The sequence below is a fragment of the Streptococcus sanguinis genome (assembly GCF_026781265.1).
Lineage (GTDB): Bacteria > Bacillota > Bacilli > Lactobacillales > Streptococcaceae > Streptococcus > Streptococcus sanguinis_T.
The window spans coordinates 134,915-149,998 of sequence record NZ_JAKUVC010000009.1; the positions used below are offsets into that span (position 1 = coordinate 134,915).

At 41.6% G+C, this 15,084-nt stretch carries 28 protein-coding genes; all 28 read left to right on the forward strand.

Features of this window, described 5'->3' with window-relative positions; all coding sequences use genetic code 11:
* Positions 1–20 precede the first annotated feature (20 nt).
* The 28 genes from rplD (at position 21) to MK370_RS09985 (ending at position 15,010) form a co-directional block, all read left to right on the forward strand.
* Positions 21–644: a 50S ribosomal protein L4 gene (gene rplD / locus MK370_RS09850; protein WP_002894480.1), complete on the forward strand. Its 624-nt coding sequence runs from the start codon at positions 21–23 to the stop codon at positions 642–644.
* Complete coding sequence (locus MK370_RS09855; protein ID WP_268685116.1) at positions 644–940, forward strand: 50S ribosomal protein L23; 297 nt, start codon at positions 644–646, stop codon at positions 938–940. Before rplD ends, MK370_RS09855 begins: the two co-directional genes overlap by 1 nt.
* Before the next feature lie 17 nt (positions 941–957).
* Entirely contained in the window at positions 958–1,791 is an 834-nt protein-coding gene (rplB, locus tag MK370_RS09860; protein WP_268685117.1) for a 50S ribosomal protein L2, read from the forward strand.
* 85 nt (positions 1,792–1,876) lie between these two features.
* Positions 1,877–2,158 (forward strand): 30S ribosomal protein S19, encoded by a 282-nt coding sequence (rpsS, locus tag MK370_RS09865; RefSeq protein WP_000533766.1) that lies wholly within the window; start codon positions 1,877–1,879, stop codon positions 2,156–2,158.
* 11 nt (positions 2,159–2,169) lie between these two features.
* The gene (gene rplV / locus MK370_RS09870; RefSeq protein WP_002894484.1) at positions 2,170–2,514 is read left to right on the forward strand and encodes a 50S ribosomal protein L22; all 345 of its coding nucleotides are present in this window, start codon (positions 2,170–2,172) and stop codon (positions 2,512–2,514) included.
* 12 nt (positions 2,515–2,526) lie between these two features.
* A complete protein-coding gene (gene rpsC, locus MK370_RS09875) occupies positions 2,527–3,180 on the forward strand; it encodes a 30S ribosomal protein S3 (RefSeq protein ID WP_002894486.1) in 654 nt (217 codons plus the stop codon).
* Between the two features lie 3 nt (positions 3,181–3,183).
* Positions 3,184–3,597, forward strand: a complete 414-nt coding sequence (rplP, locus tag MK370_RS09880) for a 50S ribosomal protein L16 (RefSeq protein WP_000960948.1) — start codon at positions 3,184–3,186, stop codon at positions 3,595–3,597.
* A gap of 9 nt (positions 3,598–3,606) precedes the next feature.
* Positions 3,607–3,813 (forward strand): 50S ribosomal protein L29, encoded by a 207-nt coding sequence (rpmC, locus tag MK370_RS09885; RefSeq protein ID WP_002894488.1) that lies wholly within the window; start codon positions 3,607–3,609, stop codon positions 3,811–3,813.
* 23 nt (positions 3,814–3,836) lie between these two features.
* Complete coding sequence (gene rpsQ, locus MK370_RS09890) at positions 3,837–4,097, forward strand: 30S ribosomal protein S17 (protein WP_000440801.1); 261 nt, start codon at positions 3,837–3,839, stop codon at positions 4,095–4,097.
* A 25-nt stretch (positions 4,098–4,122) separates the two neighbouring features.
* Positions 4,123–4,491: a 50S ribosomal protein L14 gene (gene rplN / locus MK370_RS09895; RefSeq protein WP_002894494.1), complete on the forward strand. Its 369-nt coding sequence runs from the start codon at positions 4,123–4,125 to the stop codon at positions 4,489–4,491.
* Positions 4,492–4,566: 75 nt separating this feature from the next.
* Entirely contained in the window at positions 4,567–4,872 is a 306-nt protein-coding gene (gene rplX, locus MK370_RS09900; protein ID WP_002894497.1) for a 50S ribosomal protein L24, read from the forward strand.
* 23 nt (positions 4,873–4,895) lie between these two features.
* Positions 4,896–5,438, forward strand: a complete 543-nt coding sequence (rplE, locus tag MK370_RS09905) for a 50S ribosomal protein L5 (RefSeq protein WP_268685118.1) — start codon at positions 4,896–4,898, stop codon at positions 5,436–5,438.
* Positions 5,439–5,455: 17 nt separating this feature from the next.
* Positions 5,456–5,641, forward strand: a complete 186-nt coding sequence (locus MK370_RS09910) for a type Z 30S ribosomal protein S14 (RefSeq protein ID WP_001085697.1) — start codon at positions 5,456–5,458, stop codon at positions 5,639–5,641.
* Between the two features lie 213 nt (positions 5,642–5,854).
* Positions 5,855–6,253 (forward strand): 30S ribosomal protein S8, encoded by a 399-nt coding sequence (gene rpsH, locus MK370_RS09915; protein ID WP_002894501.1) that lies wholly within the window; start codon positions 5,855–5,857, stop codon positions 6,251–6,253.
* Positions 6,254–6,445: 192 nt separating this feature from the next.
* Positions 6,446–6,982, forward strand: a complete 537-nt coding sequence (gene rplF / locus MK370_RS09920; RefSeq protein WP_002894503.1) for a 50S ribosomal protein L6 — start codon at positions 6,446–6,448, stop codon at positions 6,980–6,982.
* Positions 6,983–7,067: 85 nt separating this feature from the next.
* Complete coding sequence (gene rplR, locus MK370_RS09925; RefSeq protein ID WP_009659213.1) at positions 7,068–7,424, forward strand: 50S ribosomal protein L18; 357 nt, start codon at positions 7,068–7,070, stop codon at positions 7,422–7,424.
* Positions 7,425–7,441: 17 nt separating this feature from the next.
* Entirely contained in the window at positions 7,442–7,936 is a 495-nt protein-coding gene (gene rpsE, locus MK370_RS09930) for a 30S ribosomal protein S5 (protein WP_002894506.1), read from the forward strand.
* 13 nt (positions 7,937–7,949) lie between these two features.
* A complete protein-coding gene (gene rpmD, locus MK370_RS09935) occupies positions 7,950–8,132 on the forward strand; it encodes a 50S ribosomal protein L30 (RefSeq protein ID WP_268685119.1) in 183 nt (60 codons plus the stop codon).
* Positions 8,133–8,286: 154 nt separating this feature from the next.
* A complete protein-coding gene (gene rplO, locus MK370_RS09940) occupies positions 8,287–8,727 on the forward strand; it encodes a 50S ribosomal protein L15 (protein ID WP_002901833.1) in 441 nt (146 codons plus the stop codon).
* 12 nt (positions 8,728–8,739) lie between these two features.
* The gene (gene secY, locus MK370_RS09945) at positions 8,740–10,047 is read left to right on the forward strand and encodes a preprotein translocase subunit SecY (RefSeq protein ID WP_002905788.1); all 1,308 of its coding nucleotides are present in this window, start codon (positions 8,740–8,742) and stop codon (positions 10,045–10,047) included.
* A 174-nt stretch (positions 10,048–10,221) separates the two neighbouring features.
* Positions 10,222–10,860, forward strand: a complete 639-nt coding sequence (locus MK370_RS09950) for an adenylate kinase (protein WP_268685120.1) — start codon at positions 10,222–10,224, stop codon at positions 10,858–10,860.
* 117 nt (positions 10,861–10,977) lie between these two features.
* Positions 10,978–11,196, forward strand: a complete 219-nt coding sequence (gene infA / locus MK370_RS09955) for a translation initiation factor IF-1 (protein WP_001029883.1) — start codon at positions 10,978–10,980, stop codon at positions 11,194–11,196.
* A 22-nt stretch (positions 11,197–11,218) separates the two neighbouring features.
* Positions 11,219–11,335, forward strand: coding sequence for a 50S ribosomal protein L36 (gene rpmJ / locus MK370_RS09960; protein ID WP_001808836.1), 117 nt, complete (start codon positions 11,219–11,221; stop codon positions 11,333–11,335).
* 17 nt (positions 11,336–11,352) lie between these two features.
* Entirely contained in the window at positions 11,353–11,718 is a 366-nt protein-coding gene (rpsM, locus tag MK370_RS09965) for a 30S ribosomal protein S13 (protein ID WP_002894516.1), read from the forward strand.
* Between the two features lie 19 nt (positions 11,719–11,737).
* A complete protein-coding gene (gene rpsK, locus MK370_RS09970) occupies positions 11,738–12,121 on the forward strand; it encodes a 30S ribosomal protein S11 (protein ID WP_001118385.1) in 384 nt (127 codons plus the stop codon).
* 45 nt (positions 12,122–12,166) lie between these two features.
* Entirely contained in the window at positions 12,167–13,105 is a 939-nt protein-coding gene (locus MK370_RS09975; RefSeq protein ID WP_268685121.1) for a DNA-directed RNA polymerase subunit alpha, read from the forward strand.
* An 11-nt stretch (positions 13,106–13,116) separates the two neighbouring features.
* Positions 13,117–13,503, forward strand: a complete 387-nt coding sequence (gene rplQ / locus MK370_RS09980) for a 50S ribosomal protein L17 (protein ID WP_002894521.1) — start codon at positions 13,117–13,119, stop codon at positions 13,501–13,503.
* A gap of 247 nt (positions 13,504–13,750) precedes the next feature.
* Positions 13,751–15,010 (forward strand): gamma-glutamylcysteine synthetase, encoded by a 1,260-nt coding sequence (locus tag MK370_RS09985; RefSeq protein ID WP_268685122.1) that lies wholly within the window; start codon positions 13,751–13,753, stop codon positions 15,008–15,010.
* Positions 15,011–15,084 lie beyond the last annotated feature (74 nt).

A 15,084-nucleotide genomic window follows, 5' to 3' on the forward strand; every position in this document is an offset into this window, starting at 1 on the left:
GAAAGGGGAAATCAGTCACAATGGCAAACGTAAAATTATTTGACCAAACTGGTAAAGAAGCTGGTGAAGTAGTTCTGAACGATGCGGTCTTTGGTATTGAACCAAATGAATCAGTTGTTTTTGATGTTATCATCAGCCAACGCGCTAGCCTTCGTCAAGGAACTCACGCTGTTAAAAACCGTTCTGCAGTATCAGGCGGCGGACGCAAACCATGGCGTCAAAAAGGAACTGGACGTGCTCGTCAAGGTTCTATCCGCTCTCCACAATGGCGTGGCGGTGGTATCGTATTCGGTCCAACTCCTCGTTCATATGCTTACAAACTTCCACGTAAAGTTCGTAGATTGGCATTGAAATCAGTTTACTCTGAAAAAGTTGCTGAAAACAAATTCGTAGCTGTAGACAGCCTTTCATTTACAGCTCCAAAAACTGCTGAGTTTGCAAAAGTGCTTGCTGCACTGAGCATCGATACGAAAGTTCTTGTTATCCTTGAAGAAGGAAATGAATTCGCTGCACTTTCAGCTCGCAACCTTCCAAATGTGAAAGTTGCAACTGCAACAACTGCAAGCGTTCTGGACATCGTAAACAGCGATAAACTTCTGGTTACTCAGGCAGCTATCTCTAAAATTGAGGAGGTTCTTGCATAATGAATTTGTACGACGTAATCAAAAAACCTGTTATCACTGAAGGCTCAATGTCTCAGTACGAAGCAGGCAAATACGTATTTGAAGTGGACACTCGCGCTCACAAGCTCTTGATCAAGCAAGCTGTTGAAGCTGCTTTTGAAGGAGTTAAGGTTGCTAACGTTAACACTATCAATGTAAAACCAAAAGCAAAACGCGTTGGACGCTACACTGGTTTTACAAACAAAACTAAAAAAGCTATCGTAACACTGACAGCTGATTCTAAAGCAATCGAGTTGTTCGGTGCAGAAGAAGAATAATCTAAGGAGGAAATATCGTGGGAATTCGTGTTTATAAACCAACAACAAACGGTCGCCGTAATATGACTTCTTTGGATTTCGCTGAAATCACTACCAGCACTCCAGAAAAATCTTTGCTTGTTTCTTTGAAGAGCAAGGCAGGACGTAATAACAACGGTCGCATCACTGTTCGTCACCAAGGTGGCGGCCACAAGCGTCACTACCGTTTGATTGACTTCAAGCGTAACAAAGACGCTGTTGAAGCAGTTGTAAAAACAATCGAGTATGATCCAAATCGTTCAGCAAACATCGCTTTGGTTCACTACACTGACGGTGTGAAGGCTTATATCATCGCTCCTAAAGGTCTTGAAGTTGGTCAACGCATCGTTTCAGGTCCTGAAGCAGATATCAAAGTCGGAAACGCTCTTCCGCTTGCTAACATCCCAGTTGGTACTTTGGTTCACAACATTGAGTTGAAGCCAGGCCGCGGTGGAGAATTGGTTCGTGCTGCTGGAGCTTCTGCTCAAGTATTGGGTCAAGAAGGTAAGTACACTCTTGTTCGTCTTCAATCAGGCGAAGTTCGTATGATTCTTGGTACTTGCCGCGCTACAGTTGGTGTTGTCGGAAACGAACGACATGGACTTGTAAACCTTGGTAAAGCAGGACGTAGCCGTTGGAAAGGTATCCGCCCAACAGTTCGCGGTTCTGTAATGAACCCTAACGATCACCCACACGGTGGTGGTGAAGGTAAAGCACCAGTTGGTCGTAAAGCGCCATCTACTCCATGGGGCAAACCTGCTCTTGGACTTAAAACTCGTAACAAAAAAGCGAAATCTGACAAACTTATCGTTCGTCGTCGCAACGAGAAATAATTTAAAACAATCTATCCGCCAGCTCGGTAGCGCTGCTTAGTCAGCGCAGGCCGCTGTGGTACTTATTTAAAGGAGAAAATATAAAATGGGACGCAGTCTTAAAAAAGGACCTTTCGTCGATGAGCATCTGATGAAGAAAGTTGAAGCTCAAGCTAACGACGAAAAGAAAAAAGTCATCAAAACTTGGTCACGTCGTTCAACGATTTTCCCAAGTTTCATTGGTTACACAATCGCAGTTTATGACGGACGTAAACACGTGCCTGTTTACATCCAGGAAGACATGGTAGGTCACAAGCTTGGTGAATTTGCGCCAACTCGTACTTACAAGGGTCACGCTGCAGACGACAAGAAAACACGTAGAAAATAAGGAGAACATAAATGGCAGAAATTACTTCAGCTAAAGCAATGGCTCGTACAGTGCGTGTTTCACCTCGTAAATCTCGTCTGGTTCTTGACAATATTCGTGGTAAAAACGTCGCTGACGCAATCGCAATCTTGAAATTCACGCCAAACAAAGCTGCTGGCATTATCGAAAAAGTTTTGAACTCTGCAATCGCTAATGCTGAAAACAACTTTGGTTTGGAAAAAGCAAACTTGGTAGTATCTGAAGCTTTCGCAAACGAAGGACCAACTATGAAACGTTTCCGTCCGCGCGCTAAAGGTTCAGCTTCACCAATCAACAAACGCACAAGCCACATCACTGTGGTCGTTGCAGAAAAATAAGGAGGTAACATCGTGGGTCAAAAAGTACATCCAATTGGTATGCGTGTCGGCATCATCCGTGATTGGGATGCCAAATGGTATGCTGAAAAAGAATACGCGGATTACCTTCATGAAGATCTTGCAATCCGTAAATTCGTTCAAAAAGAATTGGCTGACGCAGCCATTTCAACTATTGAAATTGAACGCGCAGTAAACAAAGTAAACGTTTCTCTTCACACTGCTAAGCCAGGTATGGTTATCGGTAAAGGCGGAGCAAACGTTGATGCACTCCGTGCAAAACTCAACAAATTGACTGGAAAACAAGTCCACATCAACATCATCGAAATCAAGCGTCCTGACTTGGATGCGCATCTGGTTGGTGAAGGAATTGCTCGCCAGCTTGAGCAGCGTGTTGCTTTCCGTCGTGCTCAAAAACAAGCTATCCAACGTACAATGCGTGCAGGAGCTAAAGGAATCAAAACTCAAGTATCAGGTCGTTTGAATGGTGCAGATATTGCCCGCAGCGAAGGTTACTCTGAGGGAACTGTTCCGCTTCACACTCTTCGTGCGGATATCGATTACGCTTGGGAAGAAGCTGACACTACTTACGGTAAACTGGGTGTTAAAGTCTGGATCTACCGTGGAGAAGTTCTTCCAGCTCGTAAAAACACTAAAGGAGGTAAATAACCAATGTTAGTACCTAAACGTGTTAAACACCGTCGCGAATTCCGTGGAAAAATGCGCGGTGAAGCTAAAGGCGGAAAAGAAGTAGCATTTGGAGAATACGGTCTTCAAGCAACTACTAGCCACTGGATCACTAACCGCCAAATCGAAGCTGCCCGTATCGCTATGACTCGTTACATGAAACGTGGTGGTAAAGTTTGGATTAAAATCTTCCCACACAAATCATACACTGCAAAAGCTATCGGTGTACGGATGGGATCTGGTAAAGGTGCTCCAGAAGGTTGGGTTGCACCAGTTAAGCGTGGCAAAGTAATGTTTGAAGTTGCTGGCGTTTCAGAAGAAATCGCTCGCGAAGCGCTTCGCCTTGCAAGCCACAAACTTCCAGTTAAATGTAAATTCGTAAAACGTGAAGCAGAATAAGGAGAAGGCATGAAACTTAATGAAGTAAAAGAATTTGTTAAAGAACTTCGTGGTCTTTCTCAAGAAGAACTCGCGAAGCGTGAAAATGAATTGAAGAAAGAATTGTTTGATCTTCGTTTCCAAGCAGCTGCAGGCCAATTGGAACAGACAGCTCGCCTGAAAGAAGTAAAAAAACAAATCGCTCGTATCAAAACTGTTCAATCAGAAGTTAAATAATAGACTAGGGAAGGAGAATTTCAATGGAACGCAATAATCGTAAAGTTCTTGTCGGACGCGTTGTTTCTGACAAAATGGACAAAACAATCACAGTTGTAGTTGAAACTAAACGTAACCACCCAGTCTATGGTAAACGTATTAACTACTCTAAGAAGTACAAAGCACATGACGAAAACAATGTTGCCAAAGAAGGCGACATCGTTCGTATCATGGAAACTCGTCCGCTTTCAGCTACAAAACGCTTCCGTCTTGTAGAAGTCGTTGAAGAAGCGGTTATCATCTAATCAAACCAGAAAGGAGAAAACTTAAATGATTCAAACAGAAACTCGTTTGAAAGTTGCCGACAACAGCGGCGCTCGCGAAATCTTGACAATCAAAGTTCTTGGTGGCTCAGGACGTAAGTTCGCTAACATCGGTGATGTAATCGTTGCGTCTGTAAAACAAGCTACTCCTGGTGGTGCGGTTAAGAAAGGTGACGTTGTAAAAGCTGTTATCGTTCGTACTAAATCAGGTGCTCGTCGTAAAGATGGTTCATACATCAAATTTGACGAAAACGCTGCTGTCATCATCCGTGAAGACAAAACTCCTCGCGGAACTCGTATCTTCGGCCCAGTTGCTCGCGAATTGCGTGACGGTGGCTTTATGAAGATCGTATCATTGGCTCCAGAAGTACTTTAATCGAAATTAACAAACACAGTCCCCTGGCAAAAGTCAGGGTGCCCCTATGGGCGTAAGAATTAAGAGGAGAAATAAATGTTTGTAAAAAAAGGCGACAAAGTTCGCGTAATTGCTGGTAAAGACAAGGGTGTTGAAGCACTTGTTGTTACAGCTCTTCCAAAAGTAAACAAAGTTGTTGTTGAAGGTGTAAACATCGTTAAGAAACACCAAAAGCCAAATAACGAAAACCCTCAAGGTGCTATCGTGGAAAAAGAAGCACCAATCCATGTGTCAAACGTTCAAGTTCTTGACAAAAATGGTGTTGCAGGACGTGTTGGCTACAAGTTTGTAGACGGCAAAAAAGTTCGTTACAATAAAAAATCAGGCGAAGTGCTTGACTAATCACGAAGGAAAGGAGAAGTATAATGGCAAATCGTTTAAAAGAAAAATATCTTAAAGAAGTAGTTCCTGCTTTGACTGAAAAGTTCAACTACTCATCTGTTATGTCTGTGCCAAAAGTGGATAAAATCGTTTTGAACATGGGTGTCGGTGACGCTGTATCAAACGCTAAAAACCTTGAAAAAGCTGCTGAAGAATTGGCTCTTATCTCAGGTCAAAAACCACTTATCACTAAAGCTAAAAAATCAATCGCCGGCTTCCGTCTTCGTGAAGGTGTAGCGATCGGTGCTAAAGTAACCCTTCGTGGCGAACGTATGTATGAATTCCTGGATAAATTGGTTTCAGTTTCTCTTCCACGTGTTCGTGACTTCCACGGTGTTCCAACAAAATCTTTTGATGGACGCGGAAACTACACACTTGGTGTGAAAGAACAATTGATCTTCCCAGAAATCAACTTTGATGACGTTGATAAGACTCGCGGTCTGGACATCGTTATCGTAACAACTGCTAACACTGACGAAGAGTCACGCGAATTGCTTACAGGCCTTGGAATGCCTTTTGCAAAATAATATAGGAGGTAAAACAAATGGCTAAAAAATCAATGATTGCTAAGAACAAACGCCCAGCTAAGTTCTCTACGCAAGCTTATACTCGTTGTGAAAAATGTGGCCGTCCACATTCCGTTTACCGCAAGTTTAAACTTTGCCGTGTTTGCTTCCGTGAATTAGCATACAAAGGACAAATCCCTGGTGTAACAAAAGCATCTTGGTAATATCATGATACAAAGAGCGTAACAACCACAGCAAAAATAGGAAATTTGGTGAAGGAGCGATGCTCCAAATCAAATTTATCTTTTTTGCCCAGGTTGTAGCTCGTGTTCAAATAAGAGTTCTCTCATTTGAATGTGTCAATACTATCTGAGCCCAGCTCAATCATTAACTAGCAAGTGCAGCTTGCAAACTACTAGTAAGAGGAGAAATATAAAATGGTTATGACTGACCCAATTGCAGACTTTCTGACACGTATTCGTAATGCTAACCAAGCAAACCACGAAGTGCTTGAAGTGCCTGCATCAAACATCAAAAAAGGGATTGCTGAAATCCTGAAGCGTGAAGGTTTTGTAAAAAACGTTGAAATCATCGAAGATGACAAACAAGGCATCATCCGTGTATTCCTTAAATACGGACAAAATGGTGAAAAAGTTATCACTGGTTTGAAACGTATTTCAAAACCAGGTCTGCGTGTTTACAAGAAACGCGAAGATCTTCCAAAAGTTCTGAACGGACTTGGAATTGCTATCCTTTCAACATCTGAAGGTTTGCTGACTGACAAAGAAGCACGCCAAAAGAATGTTGGTGGTGAGGTTATCGCTTACGTTTGGTAAAATCAAGATACAAAGCTCGTAAAGAACAAAGCAAAATTAGGAAGTTGGAGAAGTTTGTTTACAAACAAGCCAACTTATCTATTTTGCACAGTTCTTAGAGCGTGTTCAATTTAGCTATTGAACTCAATAAGTATCTTTAACCCCGTGAAAACTGGCCATTCTGGCCTGACAATCTAACAGGAGAATATATACATGTCACGTATTGGTAATAAAGTTATCGTGTTGCCTGCTGGTGTTGAAATCAGCAACAAAGACAACGTTGTAACTGTAAAAGGACCTAAAGGAGAACTGACTCGTGAGTTCTCAAAAGATATTGAAATCCGTGTGGAAGGAACTGAAGTAACTCTTCACCGTCCAAACGATTCAAAAGAAATGAAAACAATCCACGGAACAACTCGTGCCCTTTTGAACAACATGGTTGTTGGTGTATCAGAAGGATTCAAGAAAGAACTTGAAATGCGTGGGGTTGGTTACCGTGCTCAACTTCAAGGCAAAAAGCTTGTACTTTCAGTTGGTAAATCTCATCCAGACGAAGTAGAAGCTCCAGAAGGCATCACTTTTGAACTTCCAAACCCAACAACTATCGTTGTCAGCGGAATTTCAAAAGAGGTAGTTGGACAAACAGCAGCTTACGTACGTAGCCTGCGTGCTCCAGAGCCATACAAAGGTAAAGGTATCCGCTACGTTGGTGAATTCGTTCGCCGTAAAGAAGGTAAAACTGGTAAATAATCTTGTTTGGCTGATTTTTTCAGCCAAACAAGCTGTTTTCCAAGGTTGTGCATAAGCACAAGATTAAAATTAAGAGGTGAAAATTGTGATTACGAAACCAGATAAAAATAAAATCCGCCAAAAACGCCACCGTCGCGTTCGCGGAAAACTCTCTGGAACTGCTGATCGCCCACGTTTGAACGTATTCCGTTCTAATACAGGCATCTACGCTCAAGTGATTGATGACGTAGCGGGTGTAACGCTCGCAAGCGCTTCAACTCTTGACAAAGAAGTTTCAAAAGGAACTAAAACAGAACAAGCCGTTGTTGTTGGTAAGCTCGTTGCTGAACGTGCAGTTGCTAAAGGTATTTCTGAAGTCGTCTTCGACCGCGGTGGATATCTCTATCACGGACGTGTAAAAGCTTTGGCTGATGCAGCTCGTGAAAACGGATTGAAATTCTAAGAGGAGGACACTAGAAAATGGCATTTAAAGACAACGCAGTTGAACTTGAAGAACGTTTAGTTGCCATCAACCGTGTTACAAAAGTTGTTAAAGGTGGACGTCGTCTTCGCTTTGCAGCTCTTGTAGTTGTTGGTGATCGCAATGGTCGTGTTGGCTTCGGTACTGGTAAAGCTCAAGAAGTACCAGAAGCAATCCGCAAAGCAGTTGAAGATGCGAAGAAGAATTTGATTGAAGTACCAATGGTTGGCACAACAATTCCTCACGAAGTTCTTTCAGAATTCGGTGGAGCTAAAGTATTGCTTAAGCCAGCTGTTGAGGGTTCTGGGGTTGCTGCCGGTGGTGCGGTTCGTGCCGTCATCGAGTTGGCAGGTGTAGCAGATGTTACATCTAAATCTCTTGGCTCTAACACTCCAATCAACATCGTTCGCGCAACTGTTGAAGGTTTGAAACAATTAAAACGCGCTGAAGAAGTTGCTGCCCTTCGTGGTATTTCAGTTTCTGACTTGGCATAAGAAAGGGGATAACATGGCTCAAATTAAAATTACTTTGACTAAGTCTCCAATCGGACGCATCCCGTCACAACGTAAAACTGTTGTAGCACTTGGACTTGGCAAATTGAACAGCACAGTTATCAAAGAAGATAATCCAGCAGTACGCGGTATGATTACTGCAGTATCACACTTGGTAACTGTTGAAGAAGTTAAATAAGCTTTGCTGGTTTAACAACTTTAAATTAAAATACGTTAGGGGATGGGATTTTCTCAGCCCCTAAAACTAAATATATGTATAGGCGAGTTTATATAGGAGACACCTTTTCTCCTATATGAGCGCTAGCATTTTACAAAAGAGGAGAAATAATATAATGAAACTTCATGAATTACAACCTGCTGCAGGTTCTCGTAAAGTCCGCAACCGTGTTGGTCGTGGTACATCATCTGGTAACGGTAAAACATCTGGCCGTGGTCAAAAAGGTCAAAAAGCTCGTAGCGGTGGCGGCGTTCGCCTTGGTTTTGAAGGTGGACAAACTCCATTGTTCCGTCGTCTTCCAAAACGTGGTTTCCTGAACATCAACCGCAAAGAATATGCGATTGTTAACCTTGACCAACTGAACGCCTTTGAAGATGGCGCTGAAGTAACACCAGTTGTTCTCATCGAAGCAGGTATTGTAAAAGCTGAAAAATCAGGTATCAAGATTCTTGGTAACGGAGAATTGACAAAGAAATTGACTGTTAAGGCAGCTAAATTCTCTAAATCAGCTGAAGAAGCTATCACTGCTAAAGGTGGTTCAGTGGAAGTCATCTAAGCGAGGTGACCTATGTTTTTCAAACTATTAAAAGACGCATTTAAAATCAAACAGGTACGGTCTAAGATTCTGTTCACGATTTTTATCATCTTAGTTTTCCGTATCGGTACAACCATAACGGTTCCGGGGATTAATGCCAAAGCCTTAAGTAATTTGAATGATTTGCCATTCTTGAATATGCTAAGCTTGGTCTCTGGTAACGCCATGCGCAACTTCTCTGTCTTTGCACTTGGAGTCAGTCCTTACATCACAGCTTCGATCGTTGTTCAGCTGCTGCAAATGGACTTGCTTCCGAAGTTTGTAGAGTGGGGCAAGCAAGGGGAAGTGGGACGGAGGAAGCTGAATCAAGCGACTCGTTATATCGCCCTAGTTTTGGCCTTTGTGCAGGCAATTGGGATTACCGCTGGTTTTGATACTCTCTCAAGAGCTAATCTGGTTGCCAATCCAAATGTGCAGACCTACGCTTTGATTTGCGTTCTTCTAGCAACTGGTTCAATGATTGTAACTTGGCTGGGTGAGCAGATTACAGACAAGGGTTACGGAAATGGCGTTTCCATGATCATCTTTGCTGGTATCGTTTCAGCTATCCCTGATATGATTAAAGGTATCTATGAAGATTACTTTGTCAATATTCCTAGTGAACGTTTGACTTCATCTTTCATTTTTGTAGGGATTCTGATTGTGGCAGTCCTGCTTATCATTTACTTTACAACATTTGTACAGCAGGCTGAATATAAAATCCCAATTCAGTATACGAAAGTAGCTAAGGGTGCACCTTCTAGCTCCTATCTGCCGCTAAAAGTCAATCCAGCTGGGGTTATTCCAGTAATCTTTGCCAGCTCGATTACAGCTGCACCGGCAGCGATTTTCCAAGTTGTCAGTGCCATGGGCTATGACGCAGATTGGGTTAAGACAGCTCAGTCACTTTTGGCAACAACGACCATTAGTGGTATGTTCATGTACGCCTTCCTGATCGTCCTCTTTACATTTTTCTATACTTTTGTACAGATTAATCCAGAGAAGACAGCAGAAAATCTGCAAAAGAGCGGAGCCTACATTCCAGGTGTTCGTCCGGGTAAAGGAACAGAAGACTACATGTCTAAGCTGTTGCGTCGTTTGGCAACAGTGGGCTCTCTTTTCCTAGGTTTCATTTCTATCCTGCCTATCTTGGCTAAAGATGTATTTGGATTGACAGATGCTGTTGCTCTTGGAGGAACCAGTCTCTTGATCATCATCTCAACTGGTATTGAGGGAATGAAACAGCTAGAAGGCTACCTGCTGAAGAGAAAGTATGTCGGCTTTATGGATACTTCAGAGTAAGGGACTTTTTTGAATAGCTTTTCTAATGAGAAGCCTGTTCAGATAACCTTTCTTGAACCGAAAATAAACAAAATAAAAGGGGACAGAGTAGACTCACCCCCTTCTATTTTGTTTTTAAACGAGTTTATTAATCGGTTTAATAGATTGCTTTAAAAACAAAAAAGGAGACCAATCATGAATCTTTTGATTATGGGCTTACCAGGTGCTGGTAAAGGAACTCAAGCTGCTAAAATCGTTGAGCATTTCAATGTTGCACATATTTCAACTGGAGATATGTTCCGTGCGGCGATTGCTAACCAAACAGAGATGGGCGTTTTAGCCAAGTCCTATATTGACAAGGGCGAGTTGGTCCCAGACCAAGTGACAAACGGCATTGTCAAAGAGCGTTTGAGTCAAGACGATATTAAGCAAACAGGCTTCCTCTTGGATGGTTACCCACGTACGATTGAACAAGCACATGCCTTGGATAAAACATTGGCTGAACTTGGTATCGAACTTGAAGGTGTAATCAATATCGAAGTGGATCCTAACAGCTTACTGGATCGTTTGAGTGGTCGGATTATCCATCGTCAAACAGGTGAAACCTTCCATAAGGTATTCAATCCACCTGCAGACTACAAGGAAGAGGATTATTACCAGCGCGAAGATGACAAGCCTGAGACAGTTAAGCGTCGTTTGGATGTCAATATCGCTCAGGGGCAACCGATTATTGATCACTATCGCAGCAAAGGTCTGGTCCATGATATTCAAGGAAATCAAGATATTAATGATGTCTTCTCAGCTATCGAAAAAGTCTTGACAAATTTGAAATAAAAGCGTTTTTCCTGCTTGCAATATTTGACAAGTAGTGATACAATGAATTAGTCTGACTTATAATTGTTACCTCTGTGCTCAGAGGGATCAAATCGAAATTTATGGAGGTACTTTTGCGTGGCAAAAGACGATGTGATTGAGGTTGAAGGCAAGGTAGTTGATACCATGCCTAATGCAATGTTTACGGTTGAACTTGAAAATGGACATCAGATTTTAGCAACAGTTTCTGGTAAAATTCGTAAAAACTATATTCGTATTTTAGCGGGAGACCGTGTGACTGTAGAAATGAGTCCTTATGATTTGACACGTGGACGGATCACATACCGCTTTAAATAATCGAAAAACTTGGAGGGAAAAAATGAAAGTAAGACCATCGGTCAAACCAATTTGCGAATACTGCAAAGTTATTCGTCGTAATGGTCGTGTTATGGTAATTTGCCCAGCAAATCCTAAACACAAACAACGTCAAGGATAAGATAGAAAGGAGAAAAAATGGCTCGTATTGCTGGAGTTGACATTCCAAATGACAAACGTGTAGTCGTTTCACTGACTTATGTGTACGGTATCGGACTTCCAACTTCTAAGAAAATTTTGGCAGCTGCTGGAGTTTCAGAAGACATCCGTGTAAAAGATCTTACAATCGAACAAGAAGACGCTATCCGTCGTGAAGTAGATGCGATTAAAGTTGAAGGTGACCTTCGTCGTGAAGTAAACTTGAACATCAAGCGGTTGATGGAAATCGGTTCATACCGTGGAATCCGTCACCGTCGTGGACTTCCTGTCCGTGGACAAAACACTAAAAATAATGCCCGTACTCGTAAAGGTAAAGCTGTTGCGATTGCAGGTAAGAAAAAATAATATAAGGAGGTAAAAAGTCTTGGCTAAACCAACACGTAAACGTCGTGTGAAGAAAAATATCGAATCCGGTATTGCTCATATTCACGCTACATTTAATAACACTATTGTTATGATTACTGATGTGCATGGTAACGCGATTGCTTGGTCATCTGCTGGAGCTCTTGGATTTAAAGGTTCTCGTAAATCTACACCATTTGCTGCCCAAATGGCATCTGAAGCAGCTGCTAAATCTGCACAGGAACACGGTCTGAAATCAGTTGAAGTTACTGTAAAAGGTCCAGGTTCTGGTCGTGAGTCTGCTATTCGTGCTCTTGCTGCCGCTGGTCTTGAAGTAACAGCTATTCGTGATGTGACTCCTGTACCACACAATGGTGCTCGTCCTCCAAAACGTCGCCGTGTATAATCACCAACCGTTACACTGCTTTTCGTTTAAGAGGGAGTATAGCAAATGATTGAGTTTGAAAAACCAAATATAACAAAAATTGATGAAAATAAAGATTATGGCAAGTTTGTAGTAGAGCCGCTTGAGCGTGGTTATGGTACAACACTAGGAAATTCTCTTCGCCGTGTGCTTTTGGCTTCACTTCCAGGTGCTGCTGTTACTTCAATTAATATTGAAGGTGTTTTGCACGAGTTTGATACAATTTCCGGTGTCCGTGAAGACGTGATGCAGATTATTCTGAACGTCAAAGGGATTGCTGTAAAATCTTACGTCCAAGACGAAAAGATTATTGAACTGGATGTTGAAGGGCCAGCAGAAGTAACTGCCGGAGACATTTTGACAGACAGTGATATTGAAATTATAAACCCTGATCATTATCTCTTTACAATCGGAGAAGGTGCAAGCTTTAAGGCAACAATGACTGTCAATAGCGGTCGTGGTTATGTGCCTGCAGATGAAAATAAGAAAGATGATACACCAGTGGGAACACTTGCGGTGGATTCTATCTATACGCCAGTGACAAAAGTTAATTACCAGGTTGAGCCAGCTCGTGTTGGTAGCAACGATGGTTTTGACAAACTAACCCTTGAAATTTTAACGAATGGAACAATTATTCCAGAAGATGCTTTGGGACTTTCAGCCCGCATCCTTACGGAACATTTGAATCTCTTCACTAACCTGACAGAAGTAGCTATCGCTGCAGACGTTATGAAGGAAGCAGAAAAGACTTCTGATGACCGCATTTTGGAACGGACCATCGAAGAATTAGATTTGTCAGTTCGCTCATACAACTGTTTGAAACGTGCAGGTATCAATACTGTATTTGATTTGACAGAGAAGTCTGAGCCTGAAATGATGAAAGTTCGTAACTTGGGACGCAAGAGTCTGGAAGAAGTAAAAGTTAAACTTGCTGATCTCGGTCTGGGGTTGAAAAACGATAAATAAAGGAGGAATACATGGCTTACCGTAAACTAGGACGCACTAGCTCACAACGTAAAGCAATGCTTCGCGATTTGACTACTGATTTGCTGATCAACGAATCAATCGTGACAACTGAAGCTCGTGCTAAAGAAATCCGTAAAACAGTTGAAAAAATGATTACATTGGGCAAACGTGGAGACTTGCATGCTCGTCGTCAAGCAGCAGCTTTTGTACGCAATGAAATCGCATCAGAAAACTATGATGAAGCAACAGAAAAGTATACTACAACTACTGCTCTTCAAAAATTGTTCTCTGAGATTGCACCACGCTATGCAGAGCGCAACGGTGGATATACTCGTATCCTGAAAACTGAACCGCGCCGCGGAGATGCTGCTCCAATGGCAATCATCGAATTAGTATAAGATCATCAATCTTTGTTGAGTGTTATGATGATGGAATAGAGGCTCTATTCTTAGTCTAGCTCTGATCTACCGCTAGGATTTTTTCCTAGCGGGAACACTCATCATATAGTTGATAATAGGTAGACGCTTGTTTACGAAATTGCTTTTAAGACAAAAACAATTTCGTAAGCAGGCGTTTTTGCATGAAGCTAGGAAAATTCCTTAAATTTTGTTATAATACTCTAACACTATCAAAAATTTATAGGAAATGGAAATGATTGATTCAATCCAAATTTTAAAAGAACGCTATTTAAAGAATATTAAAGAAAATCCAACTGTCTACATTGGCATTGAGTTAGAATTTCCCATTGTCAATTGCCAGGGCGGAGCGACGGATACAAATGTTGCCAAGAATCTTTTGAAGCGTCTATTGGAAGAGTATGATTTTGAGTCGGAACGATTTGATAGAGATGGCAATCCCATCCAACTGAAATCTACTAAAAATGAAGACAGGATTCTTTTTGAGGTCTCGTACAATACTTTGGAATTTGCTTTTGGCAAGGCTAGTAGAATTCAAGAAGTTGAAGAGCGTTTTAAGAAGTATCTAGACATTATTCAGCCAATTCTGCGCGAAGAAAACCATGAAATTCAAGGAGAAGGTATTCATCCTTTCTGGGCTGAAAATGATAATAGTCCAGTTAAATATCCAAGATATGAAATGCTGATGCAGTATTTAGCTATGGGAAAGAACATGGAAGGTTTGCACAATTATCCAGAATATGGTGCTTTTATTTGTGGGAGTCAAGTTCAGCTGGATGTCTCAAGAGAAAATTATTTAAGCGTCATCAATGTCTTCAATCAAATTGAAGCTGCTAAAGCATACCTCTTTGCCAATTCAGAGTTTTCAGATTCTTCTTGGGATACAAAAATAGCTCGGGATATTTTCTGGGAGCAATCGATGCATGGTATTTTACAGGAAAATGCAGGCGTTAATTCGAAAGATTTTCAAACTGAAGATGAATTTTTTGCTTATCTTAGTAAATCAGCGCTTTTCACTGCTGAACGAAATGGTCAATCCTACTATTTCTATCCGATAGCTGCTAATGAATACTTGAGCCAGAAAACTATTGAAGCTTATAGCCTTTCAGGTGAAAAAGCAAATTTGACTCCAAGGGAAGAAGACTTCAAGAATCATAGAAGTTATCAGTATCAAGATTTGACGACACGGGGGACAGTAGAGTTTCGGAGCGTCTGCACCCAGCCTTTTGATAGAACCTTTTCTTCTGCTGCTTTTCATCTTGGTATTTTAGAAAATTTGGAGAATGTAAAAGCCTATTTACAAGACGCTCCCTTCTTTCAAGAGGAAGGTCGGGATTACAAAGCTTTAAGAAGAAAGTTTTCTAAAAAAGAGTTGTCTGCAAGTGAAACAGAGCATATTTATGAATTCACAAAGACTTTGCTTCAGCTTGCGAGAGCTGGTTTAATAGCACGTCAACTAGGTGAGGAAGCTTATCTTCCCTCTCTTTAATAGAGGACAGCCTCTGATTAATAATAATTTTTTAAATTTTTTCAAAAAAGGTATTGACAGGGTGAGGGTGTAGG

What these genes read in the sequence shown, in the direction of transcription:
- rplD (WP_002894480.1), top strand. Translation starts at nt 21, where the DNA reads ATGGCAAACGTAAAATTATTTGACCAAACTGGTAAAGAAGCTGGTGAA.
- MK370_RS09855 (WP_268685116.1), top strand. Translation starts at nt 644, where the DNA reads ATGAATTTGTACGACGTAATCAAAAAACCTGTTATCACTGAAGGCTCA.
- rpsS (WP_000533766.1), top strand. Translation starts at nt 1,877, where the DNA reads ATGGGACGCAGTCTTAAAAAAGGACCTTTCGTCGATGAGCATCTGATG.
- rplV (WP_002894484.1), top strand. Translation starts at nt 2,170, where the DNA reads ATGGCAGAAATTACTTCAGCTAAAGCAATGGCTCGTACAGTGCGTGTT.
- rplP (WP_000960948.1), top strand. Translation starts at nt 3,184, where the DNA reads ATGTTAGTACCTAAACGTGTTAAACACCGTCGCGAATTCCGTGGAAAA.
- rpmC (WP_002894488.1), top strand. Translation starts at nt 3,607, where the DNA reads ATGAAACTTAATGAAGTAAAAGAATTTGTTAAAGAACTTCGTGGTCTT.
- rpsQ (WP_000440801.1), top strand. Translation starts at nt 3,837, where the DNA reads ATGGAACGCAATAATCGTAAAGTTCTTGTCGGACGCGTTGTTTCTGAC.
- rplN (WP_002894494.1), top strand. Translation starts at nt 4,123, where the DNA reads ATGATTCAAACAGAAACTCGTTTGAAAGTTGCCGACAACAGCGGCGCT.
- rplX (WP_002894497.1), top strand. Translation starts at nt 4,567, where the DNA reads ATGTTTGTAAAAAAAGGCGACAAAGTTCGCGTAATTGCTGGTAAAGAC.
- rplE (WP_268685118.1), top strand. Translation starts at nt 4,896, where the DNA reads ATGGCAAATCGTTTAAAAGAAAAATATCTTAAAGAAGTAGTTCCTGCT.
- MK370_RS09910 (WP_001085697.1), top strand. Translation starts at nt 5,456, where the DNA reads ATGGCTAAAAAATCAATGATTGCTAAGAACAAACGCCCAGCTAAGTTC.
- rpsH (WP_002894501.1), top strand. Translation starts at nt 5,855, where the DNA reads ATGGTTATGACTGACCCAATTGCAGACTTTCTGACACGTATTCGTAAT.
- rplF (WP_002894503.1), top strand. Translation starts at nt 6,446, where the DNA reads ATGTCACGTATTGGTAATAAAGTTATCGTGTTGCCTGCTGGTGTTGAA.
- rpsE (WP_002894506.1), top strand. Translation starts at nt 7,442, where the DNA reads ATGGCATTTAAAGACAACGCAGTTGAACTTGAAGAACGTTTAGTTGCC.
- rpmD (WP_268685119.1), top strand. Translation starts at nt 7,950, where the DNA reads ATGGCTCAAATTAAAATTACTTTGACTAAGTCTCCAATCGGACGCATC.
- rplO (WP_002901833.1), top strand. Translation starts at nt 8,287, where the DNA reads ATGAAACTTCATGAATTACAACCTGCTGCAGGTTCTCGTAAAGTCCGC.
- secY (WP_002905788.1), top strand. Translation starts at nt 8,740, where the DNA reads ATGTTTTTCAAACTATTAAAAGACGCATTTAAAATCAAACAGGTACGG.
- MK370_RS09950 (WP_268685120.1), top strand. Translation starts at nt 10,222, where the DNA reads ATGAATCTTTTGATTATGGGCTTACCAGGTGCTGGTAAAGGAACTCAA.
- rpmJ (WP_001808836.1), top strand. Translation starts at nt 11,219, where the DNA reads ATGAAAGTAAGACCATCGGTCAAACCAATTTGCGAATACTGCAAAGTT.
- rpsM (WP_002894516.1), top strand. Translation starts at nt 11,353, where the DNA reads ATGGCTCGTATTGCTGGAGTTGACATTCCAAATGACAAACGTGTAGTC.
- MK370_RS09975 (WP_268685121.1), top strand. Translation starts at nt 12,167, where the DNA reads ATGATTGAGTTTGAAAAACCAAATATAACAAAAATTGATGAAAATAAA.
- rplQ (WP_002894521.1), top strand. Translation starts at nt 13,117, where the DNA reads ATGGCTTACCGTAAACTAGGACGCACTAGCTCACAACGTAAAGCAATG.
- MK370_RS09985 (WP_268685122.1), top strand. Translation starts at nt 13,751, where the DNA reads ATGGAAATGATTGATTCAATCCAAATTTTAAAAGAACGCTATTTAAAG.